The organism is Mycobacterium sp. NGS41 (genome assembly GCF_059812725.1).
In genome coordinates this window covers 196,341-210,705 of sequence record NZ_JCALDF010000006.1, presented here as the reverse complement: position 1 = coordinate 210,705, position 14,365 = coordinate 196,341, and the positions used below count along the sequence as shown (strand labels likewise).

At 67.6% G+C, this 14,365-nt stretch carries 13 protein-coding genes and 1 pseudogene; 4 read left to right on the top strand and 10 right to left on the bottom strand.

What is annotated here, in order from left to right:
- Together scpA and mutA are read right to left on the bottom strand one after the other, a co-directional pair.
- Positions 1-2,274: a methylmalonyl-CoA mutase gene (gene scpA, locus AC5Y21_RS08725; RefSeq protein ID WP_499911334.1), complete on the bottom strand. Its 2,274-nt coding sequence runs from the start codon at positions 2,272-2,274 to the stop codon at positions 1-3.
- A 5-nt stretch (positions 2,275-2,279) separates the two neighbouring features.
- Positions 2,280-4,172 carry a methylmalonyl-CoA mutase small subunit gene (mutA, locus tag AC5Y21_RS08720; protein ID WP_499911332.1) on the bottom strand — a complete coding sequence of 631 codons (1,893 nt, stop codon included), beginning with the start codon at positions 4,170-4,172 and terminating at the stop codon, positions 2,280-2,282.
- Between the two features lie 183 nt (positions 4,173-4,355).
- Here mutA and AC5Y21_RS08715 point away from each other — a divergent pair, with 183 nt between their 5' ends.
- Positions 4,356-5,123 carry a TVP38/TMEM64 family protein gene (locus tag AC5Y21_RS08715; RefSeq protein WP_499911330.1) on the top strand — a complete coding sequence of 256 codons (768 nt, stop codon included), beginning with the start codon at positions 4,356-4,358 and terminating at the stop codon, positions 5,121-5,123.
- A gap of 6 nt (positions 5,124-5,129) precedes the next feature.
- Here AC5Y21_RS08715 and AC5Y21_RS08710 read toward each other — a convergent pair whose 3' ends face one another.
- Both AC5Y21_RS08710 and AC5Y21_RS08705 read right to left on the bottom strand, forming a co-directional pair.
- Positions 5,130-6,626: a sensor histidine kinase gene (locus AC5Y21_RS08710; protein WP_499911328.1), complete on the bottom strand. Its 1,497-nt coding sequence runs from the start codon at positions 6,624-6,626 to the stop codon at positions 5,130-5,132.
- Positions 6,623-7,366: a response regulator transcription factor gene (locus AC5Y21_RS08705; protein ID WP_499911326.1), complete on the bottom strand. Its 744-nt coding sequence runs from the start codon at positions 7,364-7,366 to the stop codon at positions 6,623-6,625. The genes AC5Y21_RS08710 and AC5Y21_RS08705 overlap by 4 nt, the downstream gene beginning before the upstream one ends.
- A gap of 180 nt (positions 7,367-7,546) precedes the next feature.
- On the opposite strand from AC5Y21_RS08705, the gene AC5Y21_RS08700 reads away from it, so the two are divergent.
- Together AC5Y21_RS08700 and AC5Y21_RS08695 are read left to right on the top strand one after the other, a co-directional pair.
- Positions 7,547-8,053 carry a hypothetical protein gene (locus AC5Y21_RS08700; RefSeq protein WP_499911324.1) on the top strand — a complete coding sequence of 169 codons (507 nt, stop codon included), beginning with the start codon at positions 7,547-7,549 and terminating at the stop codon, positions 8,051-8,053.
- A gap of 115 nt (positions 8,054-8,168) precedes the next feature.
- The gene (locus tag AC5Y21_RS08695) at positions 8,169-8,636 is read left to right on the top strand and encodes a nitroreductase family deazaflavin-dependent oxidoreductase (RefSeq protein WP_499911323.1); all 468 of its coding nucleotides are present in this window, start codon (positions 8,169-8,171) and stop codon (positions 8,634-8,636) included.
- Here AC5Y21_RS08695 and AC5Y21_RS08690 read toward each other — a convergent pair.
- The 4 genes from AC5Y21_RS08690 to AC5Y21_RS08675 are packed head-to-tail and all read right to left on the bottom strand — an operon-like array spanning position 8,633 to position 11,573.
- A complete protein-coding gene (locus AC5Y21_RS08690) occupies positions 8,633-9,571 on the bottom strand; it encodes an NHL repeat-containing protein (protein WP_499911321.1) in 939 nt (312 codons plus the stop codon). The genes AC5Y21_RS08695 and AC5Y21_RS08690 overlap by 4 nt on opposite strands.
- 12 nt (positions 9,572-9,583) lie before the next feature.
- On the bottom strand, positions 9,584-9,940 hold the full coding sequence (locus AC5Y21_RS08685; protein ID WP_499911318.1) for a DoxX family protein: 357 nt from the start codon (positions 9,938-9,940) through the stop codon (positions 9,584-9,586).
- A 9-nt stretch (positions 9,941-9,949) separates the two neighbouring features.
- Positions 9,950-11,095 carry an SPFH domain-containing protein gene (locus tag AC5Y21_RS08680; RefSeq protein ID WP_499911316.1) on the bottom strand — a complete coding sequence of 382 codons (1,146 nt, stop codon included), beginning with the start codon at positions 11,093-11,095 and terminating at the stop codon, positions 9,950-9,952.
- A 43-nt stretch (positions 11,096-11,138) separates the two neighbouring features.
- Complete coding sequence (locus AC5Y21_RS08675; protein ID WP_499911313.1) at positions 11,139-11,573, bottom strand: NfeD family protein; 435 nt, start codon at positions 11,571-11,573, stop codon at positions 11,139-11,141.
- Between the two features lie 57 nt (positions 11,574-11,630).
- Here AC5Y21_RS08675 and AC5Y21_RS08670 point away from each other — a divergent pair, with 57 nt between their 5' ends.
- The gene (locus tag AC5Y21_RS08670) at positions 11,631-12,488 is read left to right on the top strand and encodes an Rv1486c family protein (protein WP_499911311.1); all 858 of its coding nucleotides are present in this window, start codon (positions 11,631-11,633) and stop codon (positions 12,486-12,488) included.
- Here the strand turns inward: AC5Y21_RS08670 and AC5Y21_RS08665 are convergent.
- Positions 12,457-13,520, bottom strand: a pseudogene (locus tag AC5Y21_RS08665) (ferrochelatase); the annotation flags it as partial. The gene AC5Y21_RS08670 and the pseudogene AC5Y21_RS08665 overlap by 32 nt on opposite strands.
- Positions 13,521-13,542: 22 nt before the next feature.
- On the bottom strand, positions 13,543-14,352 hold the full coding sequence (gene inhA, locus AC5Y21_RS08660; RefSeq protein WP_499911309.1) for an NADH-dependent enoyl-ACP reductase InhA: 810 nt from the start codon (positions 14,350-14,352) through the stop codon (positions 13,543-13,545).
- Between the last annotated feature and the right edge of the window lie 13 nt (positions 14,353-14,365).

Sequence of the window (14,365 nt, the reverse complement as noted above, 5' to 3'; positions counted from 1 at the left end):
CTAGCCAAGGTCGCCGAAGTCGTAACCCCGCCGTTCGGCGAGCTTGTTCAGCAGGCCGATCGCGGCGTCGGCGATCACGGTCCCGGGCGGATAGATCGCGGTGGCGCCCGCCTCGTACAGCTCGTCGAAGTCACCGGGCGGAATGACGCCGCCGACCACGATCATGATGTCGGGCCGTCCCACCTCGGCCAGCGCCGCACGAAGTGCCGGCACCAACGTCAAATGCCCTGCGGCCAGCGACGACACCCCCACCACATGCACGTCGTTGTCCGCAGCCTGGCGGGCCACCTCCTCCGGCGTGGAGAACAGCGACCCGACATCGACGTCGAACCCGATGTCGGCGAACGCCGTCGCGATCACCTTCTGACCGCGGTCGTGGCCGTCCTGGCCCATCTTGGCCACCAGAATTCTGGGCCGGCGGCCGTCGGCGTCGGCGAACTTCTCGACCAGCTCGATAGCGCTTGCGATGTTGGAGGCCTTTCCGACTTCGTCACGGTAGACCCCGGAGATGGTACGGATCTCCGCTTGGTGACGCCCGTACACCTGCTCCAGCGCGTCGGAGATCTCGCCGACGGTGGCCTGGGCCCGGGCCGCGTCGATGGCCAGTGCCAGCAGGTTGTTGCCCAGCCCGTCTCGATCAGACGCGCCGCCTCCGCCGGACTGTGCCGCGGCGGCGCGTCTCAACTCGGCCAGGGCGGCTTCGACCGCCGCGGAGTCCCGGCCGGCGCGCAGCTCCTGCAACTTGGCCAGCTGCTCGGCACGCACCCGGCTGTTTTCGACCTTGAGCACCTCGATCTCTTGGTCCTCGTCGACCTGGTACTTATTGACCCCGATCACCGGCTGCTGACCGGAGTCGATGCGGGCCTGGGTGCGCGCGGCCGCCTCCTCGATGCGCAGCTTGGGGATGCCGTCGCTGATGGCCTGGGCCATGCCGCCGTGCTCGGCGACCTCAGCGATGTGGGCACGCGCCCGCTGCGCGAGCTGATGGGTCAGCCACTCCACGTAGTACGAGCCACCCCACGGGTCGATCGGCCGGGTGGTGCCCGACTCCTGCTGCAGCACCAGTTGGGTGTTGCGGGCGATTCGGGCGGAGAAATCGGTCGGCAGCGCCAGCGCCTCGTCCAGGGCATTGGTGTGCAGCGACTGGGTGTGACCCTGGGTCGCGGCCATCGCCTCGATACAGGTGCGGGCGACGTTGTTAAAGGCGTCCTGCGCGGTCAGCGACCAACCGGAGGTCTGCGAATGAGTACGCAGCGACAACGATTTAGCGCTTTTCGGGTCGAACTGCGCGACCAGTTCGCTCCACAGCAGCCGGCCGGCCCGCAGTTTGGCGACCTCCATGAAGAAGTTCATCCCGATGCCCCAGAAGAAGGACAGCCGCGGCGCGAACTTGTCGATGTCCAGGCCCGCGTCCAGGCCGGCCCTGATGTAGTCCACCCCGTCGGCCAGCGTGTACGCCAGCTCCAAATCCGCTGTGGCACCGGCTTCTTGGATGTGGTAGCCGGAGATCGAGATGGAGTTGAACTTCGGCATCTTGGCGCTGGTGTAGGCAAAGATGTCGGAGATGATCCGCATCGACGGCTTCGGCGGGTAGATGTAGGTGTTGCGGACCATGAACTCTTTGAGGATGTCGTTCTGGATGGTGCCGGCCAGTTTCTCCGGCGGCACTCCCTGCTCCTCGGCGGCCACCACGTACAGCGCCAGAATCGGCAGCACGGCACCGTTCATGGTCATCGACACCGACACCGCAGACAGATCGATGCCGTCGAACAGCTGTCGCATGTCCAGAATGGAATCGATTGCCACACCGGCCATTCCGACGTCACCCTGCACGCGCGGATGGTCGGAGTCGTAGCCCCGGTGGGTGGCCAGGTCGAAGGCCACGGACAGACCCTTCTGACCCGCGGCCAGATTGCGGCGGTAGAAGGCATTGGAATCCGCCGCGGTGGAGAACCCGGCATATTGCCGAATCGTCCACGGCTGGTTGACATACATCGTCGGGTAGGGCCCGCGCACGAAGGGCGGCTCGCCGGGGAAACTGTTCAGCGGATAGCCCTCTTGCTCGGCCGCATGACGGTCCTGCGCGATGTAGACCGGGTTGACGTCGATGCCTTCCGGCGTCTGCCACACCAGCTGATCGGGTGTGTACCAGTGCGCGGCTGCGGCGGCTTCAACCTGCTCCTTGACCGCGGCTTCGGTAGGCGCTGCCACCGCCCGATCGCCGCGCAGCGGGATGTCGGCGAAATTGCCGATAACGGGCGTACTGGTCGTCATCGTCGCTAGGCTCCCAACCGGGTGAGCAGATTCGAAAGCGCTTCGACCGCATTGATTTTCGCGGTCAAGAACTCGTCGGGCCGATGCCCTGGATCTTCAGCCGCGCCGAGCGCCTGCTCGGGCCCGGCCAGATAGACCCGCTCAATGCCGGCGCCGCGGGCCGCCCGCACCATGGCGGCCGCCTCATCCTGGTAGCGCTTGTCGGTGCCGCAGATGACCGCCACCTGGAATGCTCCAGCGTCGGTCTCGGCTACCACCTTGCCGACGCCGTCGGCGTCCTCGACGTCAATGGTTCCCGGGTTGACCGCCTCGATGCCCCCCGAGGCCAACAGGTTGGTCGCGAACGTGGTCCGGATGTTGTGCTCGGACAGCGGCCCCAACGGCAGCAGCAACACCTGCGGTCGGTCGCCTTCGCGGGCCAGATAGCCGTCGGACCGATCGCGCAGCGCCTCGAACTCGGCGGCATAGCGCAGCACGTGTCCGGCCCTGCCCAGCGAATCACCTTGAGGCAGTGGCGGTTCGCCGAGGTTGGGGAACTCGTTGACGCCGGTGACCGCGATGCGTCGATGCGCGATGTCGTCGGCGCGTCGTGCGGCCAGCTCATCGATTTGAGCCGCCAGGTAATCATGCGCGTCGACGAAACCGCCGTGGGACTCGATGGACTGGAAATGCTGCCACGCCTGTTCCGCCAGCTGTTCGGTGAGGTCCTCGACGAACCACGACCCGCCGGCGGGGTCCAGCACCCGGCCCACGTGTGACTCTTCCAGCAGCAGCAGCTGGGTGTTGCGGGCGATCCGGCGGGCGAAGCTGGTCGCCGTGCCCGGCCAGCCGCCGGGGATGGCCACGTCGAACGCGTACACCAGGACGGTGTCGGCGCCCCCGACGCCGGCGCCGAAGGCCGCCAGCGTGCAGCGCAGCATGTTCACCCACGGGTCCCGCTGGGTCATCATCGGCAGCGAGGTCTCCGCGTGTACGACGGCTGCACCGCCATCCGGGTCGCCCGCGACCTCGGCGACCCGCGCCCACAGCCGGCGCAGCGCACGCATCTTGGCCATCGTCATGAATTGGTCGTCGTCGGCGGCGAGCCGGAAGCTGATCTGCCGCAACGCCTGACCCACCGACAAACCGGACTCCGTCAGCATCCGCAGGTAGGTCACCGCGGCGCCGATAGTGCCCGCCAGCTCCCAGGCCGCGGTGGCGCCCAGGTTGTGGAAGGCGGGTCCGTCGACGGTGATCGCCCGCACCCCTTGCTTGCCGGCCGCCCGTGCGGCGACGACGACGACGTCCTCGATGGCCGGGGCATGACGATCGCTCAGGGTCCCCGTCAGTGGGTCGGCGGCCAGATCGACCGACACCGTGCCGCGCTGCTCGGCTTCCACCTGGTCAACCAGCGCCAGCATGACGTCGGCGGCCGCGACATAGTCGGAGCCCGCGTCGAGGATGACCGGTGCCATGCTCAGGTACACACCCTCGAGCAGCTTTTCCAGCCGGCCGGGAACCACCCCGGACTCCCCCACCCGGATCAGCAGCGCGCTGACTCCGTCGCCGAGCGCGCCCAGCACCGCCGAGTTGACGTCACCGGTCGCCTGGCCCGGCAACGGAAACGCCTCGACAACTTTCCAGCCCGACTTGACGTCGCGGGATGCAGGGTGTCCTAGGCCGCCCCGCACGAACGGCCATTGACCCGGCAGCGGCGGCTCCGGCAGCTCGTCCAACGCGGTGTAAAGCGGCCGAATGGCGAACCCGTCGTAGGTCGGCGTCTCCAGCCGCTGCTCGGGTTGGTCGCCCAGCTCGGCGGGGTCTTTGCGAGTACTCTTCGACAGCACACCGGCGACCGCGCTGCGCCAGCGCACCCGAACCTGTTCCAGGTCGGCGCGCTCGGGTACGTCAATGGACACCGACTGCTCCTGTTTCCGCAGCAAACGCAGCGATTTCTTCGGGTTGCCCCGGGGTTGCATTTGGTATGCGACTTACTAATCAGGCTAATTGATGGGGCTGGCCGCGAAAAAGCAGCGGTGCGGTGGTGAAACGCCGTCCAAAGCGAAGGGAGTTATTCGGTGCGGCCCCGTACCCTGGGACACGTGACGACCGCCGCCACCTCGAAAACCGCCGATACCCTGCGCAGTCTTGCCAGCGGGGTCGGTGCTGCGGCGCGTCAGTTGTCGCCGGTGCGGACGGTCGCGACAGTGGTCGTTATCACAGTGCTGGTCGCGGTGGCGCTGTTGGTCAAGCTGCCCACCGCGGTGCAGCTGCGTGATTGGGCCGAGTCGGTGGGTCCCTGGTTTCCGCTGGCGTTCCTGGCCGCGCAAATCATCGTCACGGTGGTGCCGGTCCCCCGCACGACGTTCACCCTGGCCTCCGGTCTGTTGTTCGGTCCGGTATTCGGCGTGTTGATCGCGGTTGTCGGCAGCACAGCGAGCGCGGTGATCGCGTTTCTGCTGGTCCGCGCCGCAGGTTGGCGGCTCAATCGGCTGATTCGTCACCACGCGGTCGACAGGCTGGACGAGCGCCTGCGTGCGCGGGGCTGGCAGGCCATCCTGTCGATGCGGTTGATTCCCGCCGTGCCGTTTTCGGCGCTCAACTATGCCGCCGGCGCGTCCGCCGTCCGGCTGGCGCCCTACACGTTGGCGACGCTGGCCGGCGTGCTCCCCGGCACGGTCGCGGTGGTGATCCTGGGCGACGCGCTCGCCGGTGACGTCAACCCGCTGCTGATCCTGGTGTCGCTGTGTACCGGAGTTCTGGGCCTATCCGGGCTGGTGTACGAGGTCCGCCACTACCGCCAGCACCACCCCAAGCGGCCGCACAACACCGCCCGCCAGGACGAGCGCGAGCCCGCGGTCACCCACTGAGCGGACCTACTCGCCGCGTGCGGGCAAGCTGAGCCGGAACTGCGCCCCGCCTTCGTGCGGCACACATACCAGCTCACCGCCGTGGGCCCGGGCCAGCGCCCGGGCGATCGGTAAGCCGAGCCCGGCACCGCCACGGTCGCGGGCGCGGCCCGCATCCAGGCGCACCAGCCGCTCGAAGATGCGGTCACGCTCGTCATCGGGAACTCCCGGACCCGTGTCGGTGACGGTCACTTCGGCCATCGCGCCGGCCGCCTCGCCGACGCTGGTCAGGTCGACGGTGATGGACCCGCCGGCCGGGGTGTATTTGCGGGCGTTGTCGAGCAGGTTGGACAAGATCTGCGCCACCCGGATCGGGTCTGCGGTGATGTTCAGCGCGGTCAGGCCGGTGCGGGTGACGGTCACCCGTGGCGCCAGCATGGCGGTCCGGTCGACTTCGGCGCCGGCGATGGCCCCTAGGTCGGCATCGCGCAGGTCCAGCGCAAGCCCGGCGTCGATACGGCTCAGATCCAGCATGTCGGCGACGAGCCGCCCGGCGCGGCGCGCATCGGAGAGCAACAAGCTGGCGCGGCGATACTGACCACGCGCCTCGTCGTCGTCGGTTTGGCCGGCGCTGGTGGCGAGCTGTTCGGCCGCGGCCTGGATACCGGCGATCGGGGTCCGCAATTCGTGTGCGGCGTCGACGAGGAAGCGGCGGGTCGCCGTCTCGGCACGTTGCGCGGCGTCGGCGGCCCGCTGGGCCCGGCCCTCGGAGCTTTCCAATGCGTCGAGCATGTCGTCGAACGCGCTCGCCGCGCGGCCCAGCTCGGTGTCGGTGTGCTCGGGCCGCAGTCGTCGGCCGCGATCACCGGTGGTGATGTCTTTGGCCAGCGCCGTCATGCGGTCTAAGGGCCGTAATGCCGCCCGGCTGACCGCCATCATCAGCAGCGCGGCCAGCATCAGGGTCGCCAGGCCCGCGCCGATCATCAGTTGACGCAGCTGCCGGGTCACTTGGGTGGTCTGGGTGGTGTCGGCGACCAGGATCAGCCGGGCGCCGTCCGGCAAGGTGTGTACTAGCGCCGTCGCGGTCGCATCCGGGGGCGGGCCCGGTGGCGGAGGCGGTGGGCCCCGACTCGGGTCCCCGCGCGGGCCGGGCGGCCCCGGCGGCGGGCCGGGCGGCAGCGCCTGCACCGCGGGGCCGCCGGTGGTGTCAGGACTGATCCGGCGATCACCGTAGGTCGCGCCGTCGGCGGTCACCAGCAGCGCCCGCACGCTGCCGCCGTTGAGCTCGGCCGCGAGCAGATCGGGTTCGGTGTGCGCGGCCCACAGCGCGTCGGCGCGCGACGTCGCCGCAAGCAGCCTGTCGTGCAGATTTCGCCGCGCCTGGACACCCAGCACCACGTCGATGGTGAGGCCCAGCACCACCAGCAGCACCGCCAGCAACAGCACCACGATCAACGTGACCCGTCGTTGCAGCGACGGCGTGGGCGTGGCCGGATCGGTGATGCCGGGCGGGGCGCTGCTCATGACCGCTGCGGTTGCAGGCGATAGCCGATACCGCGGACGGTGTGCAAAATCCGCGGCCCGTGGGCCTCGAGTTTGCGCCGTAACCCGCTGACGTGCACCTGCACCAGGTTGGGGTCGTACGCGTCGTAACCCCATACCGCGTCCAGGATCTGGGCGGCGCTGACGATCCGGCCGCGCTGCGCGACCAGGAAATCCAACAGCCGCAGCTCGGTGCCGGTCAGGTCCAAACGATGGCCGTCCCGCGACGCGACGCCGGCGTCGACGTCGAGCACCAAGTCGCCCACCTGAACCACCTGCGGCAGCCGTCCCCGTCGGCGCAGCACCGCGCCGACCCGCGATACGAGCTCGGCGAGCTCGAAGGGCTTGACGACATAGTCGTCGGCGCCGCCGTCGAGGCCACGCAACCGATCCGCGAGCCCGTCGCGCGCGGTAATCAACACGATGCCGATATCGGCCCATTCGCGGATGACGTCGATCAGCGCGAATCCGTCCCGCCCCGGCAGCATCACGTCCAGCACCACCAAGTCGGGCCGCAGGCCGTCCAGCACCTCTTCCAGTCCTTCTCCGTCACCGCGGCTGTCGGTGTGGTACCCGACGTCGGTCAACGCCTCGCTGACCATTTCCCGGATCGTCTCGGAGTCCTCGACGACCAGTACCCGCGGTGCCCCGACACTGAATTGATCGGTTCGGCCCGCACTCGAACGACTGCCGGTATGTGCCGTGCGCGAGCAATCGGTCATGGCCCCATTGTTAACGCGCCGGGCTGAGATCCGGCTTAAGCAGCTGTTGTTCCAGTACGATCGCACCGGTAACTGGGCACCGAAGCAGCCGTTTGGGCGGCAATCCTGAATCTTCAGCTTCGCTTCAAGTACGGCCCCTACCTTCGCGGTTGCCGAGAAAACAACGACGTGAGGAGCCGGATGACCTCCGACGAGATCAACACCAGCACCAGCACCGAGCCACCCAGCATCGAACACCCCAGTGCCGAGCACTCCCACATCGAGCACCAGGCGCCCGCCGCACCCCCACCCGCCGCGGTCGTCCCACCAGCGAAAATTAAACGTCGCCACTCCACCGGTGTCGTGATCGGCGCCGGGGTGGTGGGCGGGCTGGTGGGAGCCATGTTCACCGCAGCCGCGTCCTTCCTGATCTTTGCCTTCGGTTTCGGACCTCCCCCACCACAGCCGCCGGGATTCGGGCCCTCGGCGCCGCAGTTCGGCTTCCCGCCGCCGGGCGGCCCACCGGGACCGATGGCCGGACCGCATGGTGGCCCGGGTATGGGGTCAATGGGTCCCGGACCTCTTGGGCCTCGGCCACCGTTCCCGGAAGGACCTCCGCCCATCGGTCTGGCGCCGGGCGCTCCGCCACCTCCGGCGCCCGGGCAGTCAACGGCGTCACCGACACCGCAGCCGCCCAGCCAGCGCTGACCCAGTCAACAACCTCAGCTTTCAACCGGCGAGCAGACGCAGAATCGCACGCGCAAAGCACGCGCGGCGCGATTCTGCGTCTGCTCGCGGAAAAGACCGCCGAACGGGGGCACCGATGTCACGATTCGCCAGAGCCGGCGGATGGGTGCTGCGCTCCCGCCCTTTGATGCGGGCGCCGATCTGGATCTACAAGGCCCGCGGCGGCGCCCTGTTCGGCTCCCGGTTCCTGATGCTCGAACACATCGGCCGCAAGTCCGGTGCGCCCCGCTATGCGGTGCTCGAGGTGGTCGGCCACCCGGCTCCCAACACCTACGTCGTCGTTTCCGGCTTCGGCCGAAAAGCCCAGTGGTTCCGCAACATCCAGGCCAATCCGAGGGTCCGGGTCTACGCCGGAAGTCATGCGGCCGCGTCGGGCACCGCGCGCGTGCTCGGCCAACAAGAGGCCGACCGCACGCTGGCGGACTACCGCAGCCGCCATGCCCGAGCATGGCGTCAGCTCAAGCCGGTGCTCGAGGAGACGTTGGGGACTCCGATCACCGACACCGACACGCCGCTGCCGATGGTCGAGTTCCGGCTGGATTAACCCCGCGACGGCAGCTTCAACACCCGGCCGCCGCCGACGATGTCGGTCACGTAGACGCTGCCGTGTGCGCCGATCGCAATCCCGAGTGGATCCATCAAATCTGTGAACGGGACTTTCACCGGAACGCTGGCACCAGACGGAAGTTTCGACACCTCATCCTGCGAGGTGAGGTAGATCGCGCCGGCGGAGTCGAGCGCCAGCGAATGCAGAGCTGAGTGCAGACCGCCCGGTAGGACGTCGGTGTAGCCACTGGCTCCCACCGGGAGTTTCTGAATGCGATAGACGCGGTCGTCGGAGCTGCTGTTCTCGTCCAAAGCCAGGACATAGACCGAGCCGGTGGCGTCCACCGCGACTGATTGCGGGAAACCTCGCGGTAGCGGCAGCTCCTGGAAACTTCCGGCTTCCGGCGCGAGCTTCCCGACGGCCCTGAGGCCGGCCACATACACGACCCCGGTAGCGTCGACCGACATTTGAGCGTTGACTGCCTTGCTGGCCGGCAAGTCGGTGGCAGACGACGCACCCGGCGGCAGCTTCGCGAGCCGGCTGCCGTGGTAGTCACTCTGGATGCCGTAGACGGTGCCGGACGAGTCGACCGCCACGCCGTTGGGTTTGTCCAAGCCGGGAAAAGGCAACGCCGTGGGCTCGGATGCCCCGACGGCGAGTTTGAGGATCCGTCCGTTTTGCGTATCCGCGACGTAGACATTGCCGACCCGGTCAACCGCGACACTGGATCCGTTGCTGCCAGCTGACAGGTGCAAGCGGCCGAACGGGAGGACGAGTTGACCATCGCCGCCCGGTTTGGGGTGGTCAGGCGGGCGCAACAGGACGCCCGGGAGCTTCGGCAGCACCGCCGCCACCACCAAGACAATCGCGACGACGACCGCGACCAGCGCGGCGATCCCCGCCGCGAGCCACGCAACTCGCTTCGGCGACATCGGCAACTTCCGTTAAGCCGTGTCCGGTCCCTTCGCCGTCATCGCCGCGAACAGCGCCAGAAACGACGCCGCCGGAATGGCATTGACCACCTTGTCCCGCACCCGGATATGCGCGCCGAGGGCGCAGACGAAGTACAACGTCAGCAACGCCGTCGTCAGCCTCGCCACGGCGGGGAACCTATTGACCGACAGCAGACCGATCGCCGAGGCGGCCTTGACCACCGGCAGCACCGGACGCACGTTAACCGGAAGCCCCACCGTGTCCAAGGACTTTTCGATGGGCGGCAGCGGGATGGCGCAGGCCACCGCGTCGCCTGCCTGGAAGGCGGCCAGGGTCACGTAGGTCTTCGGCGAAGTCAGAGCACTCATGCCGCGATCCTATTGAGTCAGCTGAGGCGGTGTTCCCGGCGGACCGTCGACAGGCTGGCGGGCGATCGCCTCCGCCTTGGCCACCGCCTGAGCGATCGCCGGATCGGTGTCGGTGGAGAACCAGTCGGCGACGTCGGCGTCGTCGTCGCTGGCATGCCTTGGCGCGTCATCGGCCGGAGACGGCTCGAACCGGAACACCCCGTCCTCGCCGGGCGCCCCCAGCAGCCTGGTGAACCCCTGCAACGCTGCGCTGAAGTCGCTGGGCACCACCCACACCTTGTTTGCGTCGCCGCGCGCCATCTCCGGCAGAGTCTGCAGGTACTGGTAGGCCAGCATCTCCGGGGTCGGCTTGCCGGCCTTGATCGCGGCGAACGTCTTCTCGATCGCCTTCGCCTGCCCCTGCGCCCGCAGGTAGGCCGCGGCGCGCTCACCCTGAGCCCGCAGCATGCGGGACTGTCGGTCGGCCTCGGCGGCCAGAATGGCGGCCTGCTTGGCGCCCTCGGCGGCCAGGATCTGGGCCTGCTTGTTGCCCTCGGCCTGTTTGATCGCCGCCTCCCGGGTGCCTTCGGCGGTCAAGATCATCGCCCGCTTCTCCCGGTCTGCCTTCATCTGCTTTTCCATCGAAGCCTGGATCGACGGCGGCGGGTCAATGCTGCGCAGCTCCACCCGCGCCACCCGTAGGCCCCAGCGGCCGGTGGCCTCGTCGAGCACGCCGCGCAACTTGGTATTGATCTGGTCGCGCGACGTCAGCGTCTGCTCCAGCGTCATGCCGCCGACCACGTTGCGCAGGGTGGTTGTGGTGAGCTGCTCGACGCCGACGATGTAGTTGCTGATTTCGTACACCGCCGCCTGCGGCACGGTGACCTGGAAGTAGACCACGGTGTCGATGTTGAGGGTCAGGTTGTCCTCGGTGATGACCGGCTGCGGCGGGAAGGACACCACCCGCTCGCGCAGGTCCACCCGGGCCCGGATCCGGTCGATGAACGGCACCAATAACGTCAGCTGGCCACTGACCGTGCGGCTGTACCGGCCCAGCCGTTCGATCACCGCGGCCTCGGCCTGCGGGATGAGCGCGATCGACTTGGCCACCACGATGATGGTGAAGAACACCAGGACGACGAAAAACACCAGGACAGCAGTTCCACCTGAACCCACCGAAGTTCCTTTCTCGCAGCTTCTACACGTTCTTGAAAACCACTTAAATGTTTTTGAAAACCACTGCGGTGGCACCGTCGATGTGGATCACGGTCACCGACTCGCCGGCCTCGTAGACGTCGCCCTCGTTGAGCGGACGGGCGGTCCACACCTGGCCGTCAAGCTTCACCTGGCCCTCGTGGCTGGCGACCCGATCGAGCACCAGCGCATGCTTGCCCTCCAGCGCCTCGATGCCCATCTGGATTTTCGCGGCGGGCGCAAGCCGGCGCCGCAGCGTGGGCCGAACCAGCGCCAACAGCAACACCGAGACGATCAGGAACACGACGCCGTCGGCCCAGAGCGGCCAATCGGTCAGCCAGCTGGACCCGGCCGCGGCAAGTGCGCCGCCGCTGAGCATCAGCAAGAACATGTCGCCCGTCAGCGCTTCTGCGGCGGCGAGCACCAGTGCGAAGATCAGCCAGATCAGCGCGACGGGCATGCGGCCAGAATACGCGTGATCGGCCTTTGCCGGGCTGAACAACTACACTGCGAGATCATGTGGTGTCCCAGTGTTTCGCTGTCGCTGTGGGCCAACGCCTGGCTGGCAGGCAAGGCCGCGCCCGACGACGTCTTGGATGCGTTATCACTGTGGGCGCCAACGCAATCGGTGACGGCGTACGATGCGGTCGCCGCAGGCCACACCGGGCTGCCGTGGCCCGACGTGCACGACGCCGGCACTGTCTCGCTGCTGCAGACACTGCGCGCCGCGGTTGGCCAAAACCGGTCACGAGGGACGATTCATGTGGTGCTGCCGGTGCCGGGTGACGTGCGCGGGCTTACGCCCGGCACGCAGTTCGAACGCGACGCGATTGCCGCGGGCGAGGCGGTGATCATCACCAACCGCGACGATTCCACGACCGCAATCGGGCTGGTGCCCGAATTCACCTATGGCGACACCGATACCGACGACGGTTCACCAGAACTGTGCGCGCTGTCGTGGATGGTGTACTCCCTGCCCAGCGCACCCACACTCGAGCACCACGAATTGGGCGACGCGGAATACACGTTGCGGTCGGCAGTGCGCTCCGCTGCCGACGCCCTCGGCACCATCGGACTGGGGTCCGCCGCCAGTGACGTCGCCGACCCGCGGGGTCTGGTCGAGCAGATGCTGGAATCCGCACGGCAACACCGAATTCCCGAGCACGCACCGTCGCGCGCACTGCGGGTGCTGGAAAATGCCGCGCATGTGGACGCGATCATCGCGGTGAGCGCTGGCCTGAGTCGATTGCCGACCGGAAACTCCTCGTCGGAAACCCAGATCGCCAACGACGCCCTGCGACCGCTTGCCGCCGTGGTTCGCACGGCGCGGATGGCCGCGATCGTGGCGATCCTGCGCTCCGCCTGGCCGGAGTAGCCAGATGGTCTAGCCGCATTCCGGCGCAACGCAGTGCGGAGGACGGCAGGGCTCACCATTGCTGCTGGCCAGACAGCCCGGCACCGGATCCGCGCCGCTGACCCGCGCGGGCGGGCGACCGTACCGCAGTTCGTCGATCAACCTCGCGGCCAATGCCGCGAATCGTCGATCGGCGTTGGGCGTGGCGGCGCGGGCGAATCCCATCCCCGCCGCCTCGGCCTGCTTCCGCAGTTCGTAGTCGAGATCCCACACCACCTCGATATGGTCCGCGACAAACCCGATGGGACAGAAGATTACCGCCCCGGCGCCGGCTTTCTTGCCAGTCTGAGCCAGCGCCGCCAAATGGTCGGCGACATCGGGCTCTAGCCAGGGAATCTGCGGCGGACCCGATCGCGACTGCCACGCCACGTCATAGTCCGCATATCCCGCGGCCGCCGCGACCAACCTTGCGGCATAAGCGACTTGCCTGCTGTAGAGCTCGGGACCGCAACGCCGGTCGGCGGCGACGGGGATCGAATGTGCGGTGAACACCAGCCGCGCGTCAGGGGGCACGGTCCTGGCCGCAGCCGCAATGGCGTCGGCGAACATCTCGACGAAGAGTGGATGGTCGAAATAGGGTCGCAGCTTTACCAGTTCGGGCGCATCGGCACCCGCCGCCTGCCGCGCCCGGGCAATGTCCTCCACATACTGTGTGCAGCTGGAATAACCACTCCACGCCGACGTGACGAACACCGCTGCACGGCGGACACCGTTGTCGCGCATCGCCGTAACGGCATCTTCGACGTAGGGTTCCCAGTTGCGGTTGCCGAAATACACCGGCAGGTCCTGCTCTACCCGCAATTCGGTCATCAGCGCTCGGTTGATCGCGTTGATCGGCGATACGCCGCCGAAATGCATATAGTGCTCGGCTACGGCGTCAAGCCGCTCAGCCGGCACGCCGCGGCCCCGGGTGACGTTCTCCAGGAACGGCCGCACCTGCTCGGGTCCCTCCGGCCCGCCGAAGGACAATAGCAGGACGGCATCGAACTTCATTACGGTCTAAAGCAATCCGCTTTTAAAGCAATTGGGTGCTGGCGCCGCCGTCGGCGTAGATGATCGTCCCGGTGGTCGCCGGCAGCCATTCGGACAGCAACGCACACACCGTCTTGGCGACCGGCGTGGGGTCCTTCATGTTCCAACCGACCGGAGCCCGCTGGTCCCAACCCTCTTCCAGCAGCTGTATCTGGGCGCCGGCCTCGTCGCCGAGCGCACCACCGACGATCGCGCTCATCGCCAACGTCCGGATTGGGCCTGCGGCAACAAGATTCGAGCGAACACCGAACTTACCGGCTTCGCGTGCCACGAATCGGTTGACCGACTCCAGCGCGCTCTTGGCCACCGTCATCCAGTTGTAGGCCGGCATGGCCCGGCTCGGGTCGAAATCCATGCCGACGATGGAGCCGCCGGAATTCATAATCGGCAGTACCGCTTTGGCCAGCGAGGCATACGAGTAGGCCGAGATGTGAATGCCCTTGGCAACGTCTTCGTACGGTGCGTCGAAGAACGGGTTGATGCCCATTCCCGTTTGCGGCATGAAGCCGATCGAGTGCACCACCCCGTCGATCTTGTTGCCTTCGCCGATCACCTCGGTGATCCGGTCGGCCAGGGTGTCGAGGTGCTTCTCGTTCTGCACGTCGAGTTCCAACAGCGGCGCCTTTTCCGGCAACCGGTCTGCGATGCGCTGAATCAGCCGCAGCCGGTCGAATCCGGTCAGCACCAACTGCGCCCCGGCTTCCTGGGCCACCTTGGCGATGTGAAACGCGATCGAGGAGTCGGTGATGATCCCGGTGACCAGGATCCGTTTGCCTTCGAGCAGTCCTGCCATGTCCGTCCTAATC

Coding starts and splice junctions, on each gene's coding strand:
- AC5Y21_RS08700 (WP_499911324.1), top strand. CDS start 7,547: ATGACCTCCGACGAGATCAACACCAGCACCAGCACCGAGCCACCCAGC.
- AC5Y21_RS08685 (WP_499911318.1), bottom strand. CDS start 9,940: ATGAGTGCTCTGACTTCGCCGAAGACCTACGTGACCCTGGCCGCCTTC.
- inhA (WP_499911309.1), bottom strand. CDS start 14,352: ATGGCAGGACTGCTCGAAGGCAAACGGATCCTGGTCACCGGGATCATC.
- AC5Y21_RS08675 (WP_499911313.1), bottom strand. CDS start 11,573: ATGCCCGTCGCGCTGATCTGGCTGATCTTCGCACTGGTGCTCGCCGCC.
- scpA (WP_499911334.1), bottom strand. CDS start 2,274: ATGACGACCAGTACGCCCGTTATCGGCAATTTCGCCGACATCCCGCTG.
- AC5Y21_RS08710 (WP_499911328.1), bottom strand. CDS start 6,626: ATGAGCAGCGCCCCGCCCGGCATCACCGATCCGGCCACGCCCACGCCG.
- AC5Y21_RS08690 (WP_499911321.1), bottom strand. CDS start 9,571: ATGTCGCCGAAGCGAGTTGCGTGGCTCGCGGCGGGGATCGCCGCGCTG.
- AC5Y21_RS08695 (WP_499911323.1), top strand. CDS start 8,169: ATGTCACGATTCGCCAGAGCCGGCGGATGGGTGCTGCGCTCCCGCCCT.
- AC5Y21_RS08670 (WP_499911311.1), top strand. CDS start 11,631: ATGTGGTGTCCCAGTGTTTCGCTGTCGCTGTGGGCCAACGCCTGGCTG.
- AC5Y21_RS08705 (WP_499911326.1), bottom strand. CDS start 7,366: ATGACCGATTGCTCGCGCACGGCACATACCGGCAGTCGTTCGAGTGCG.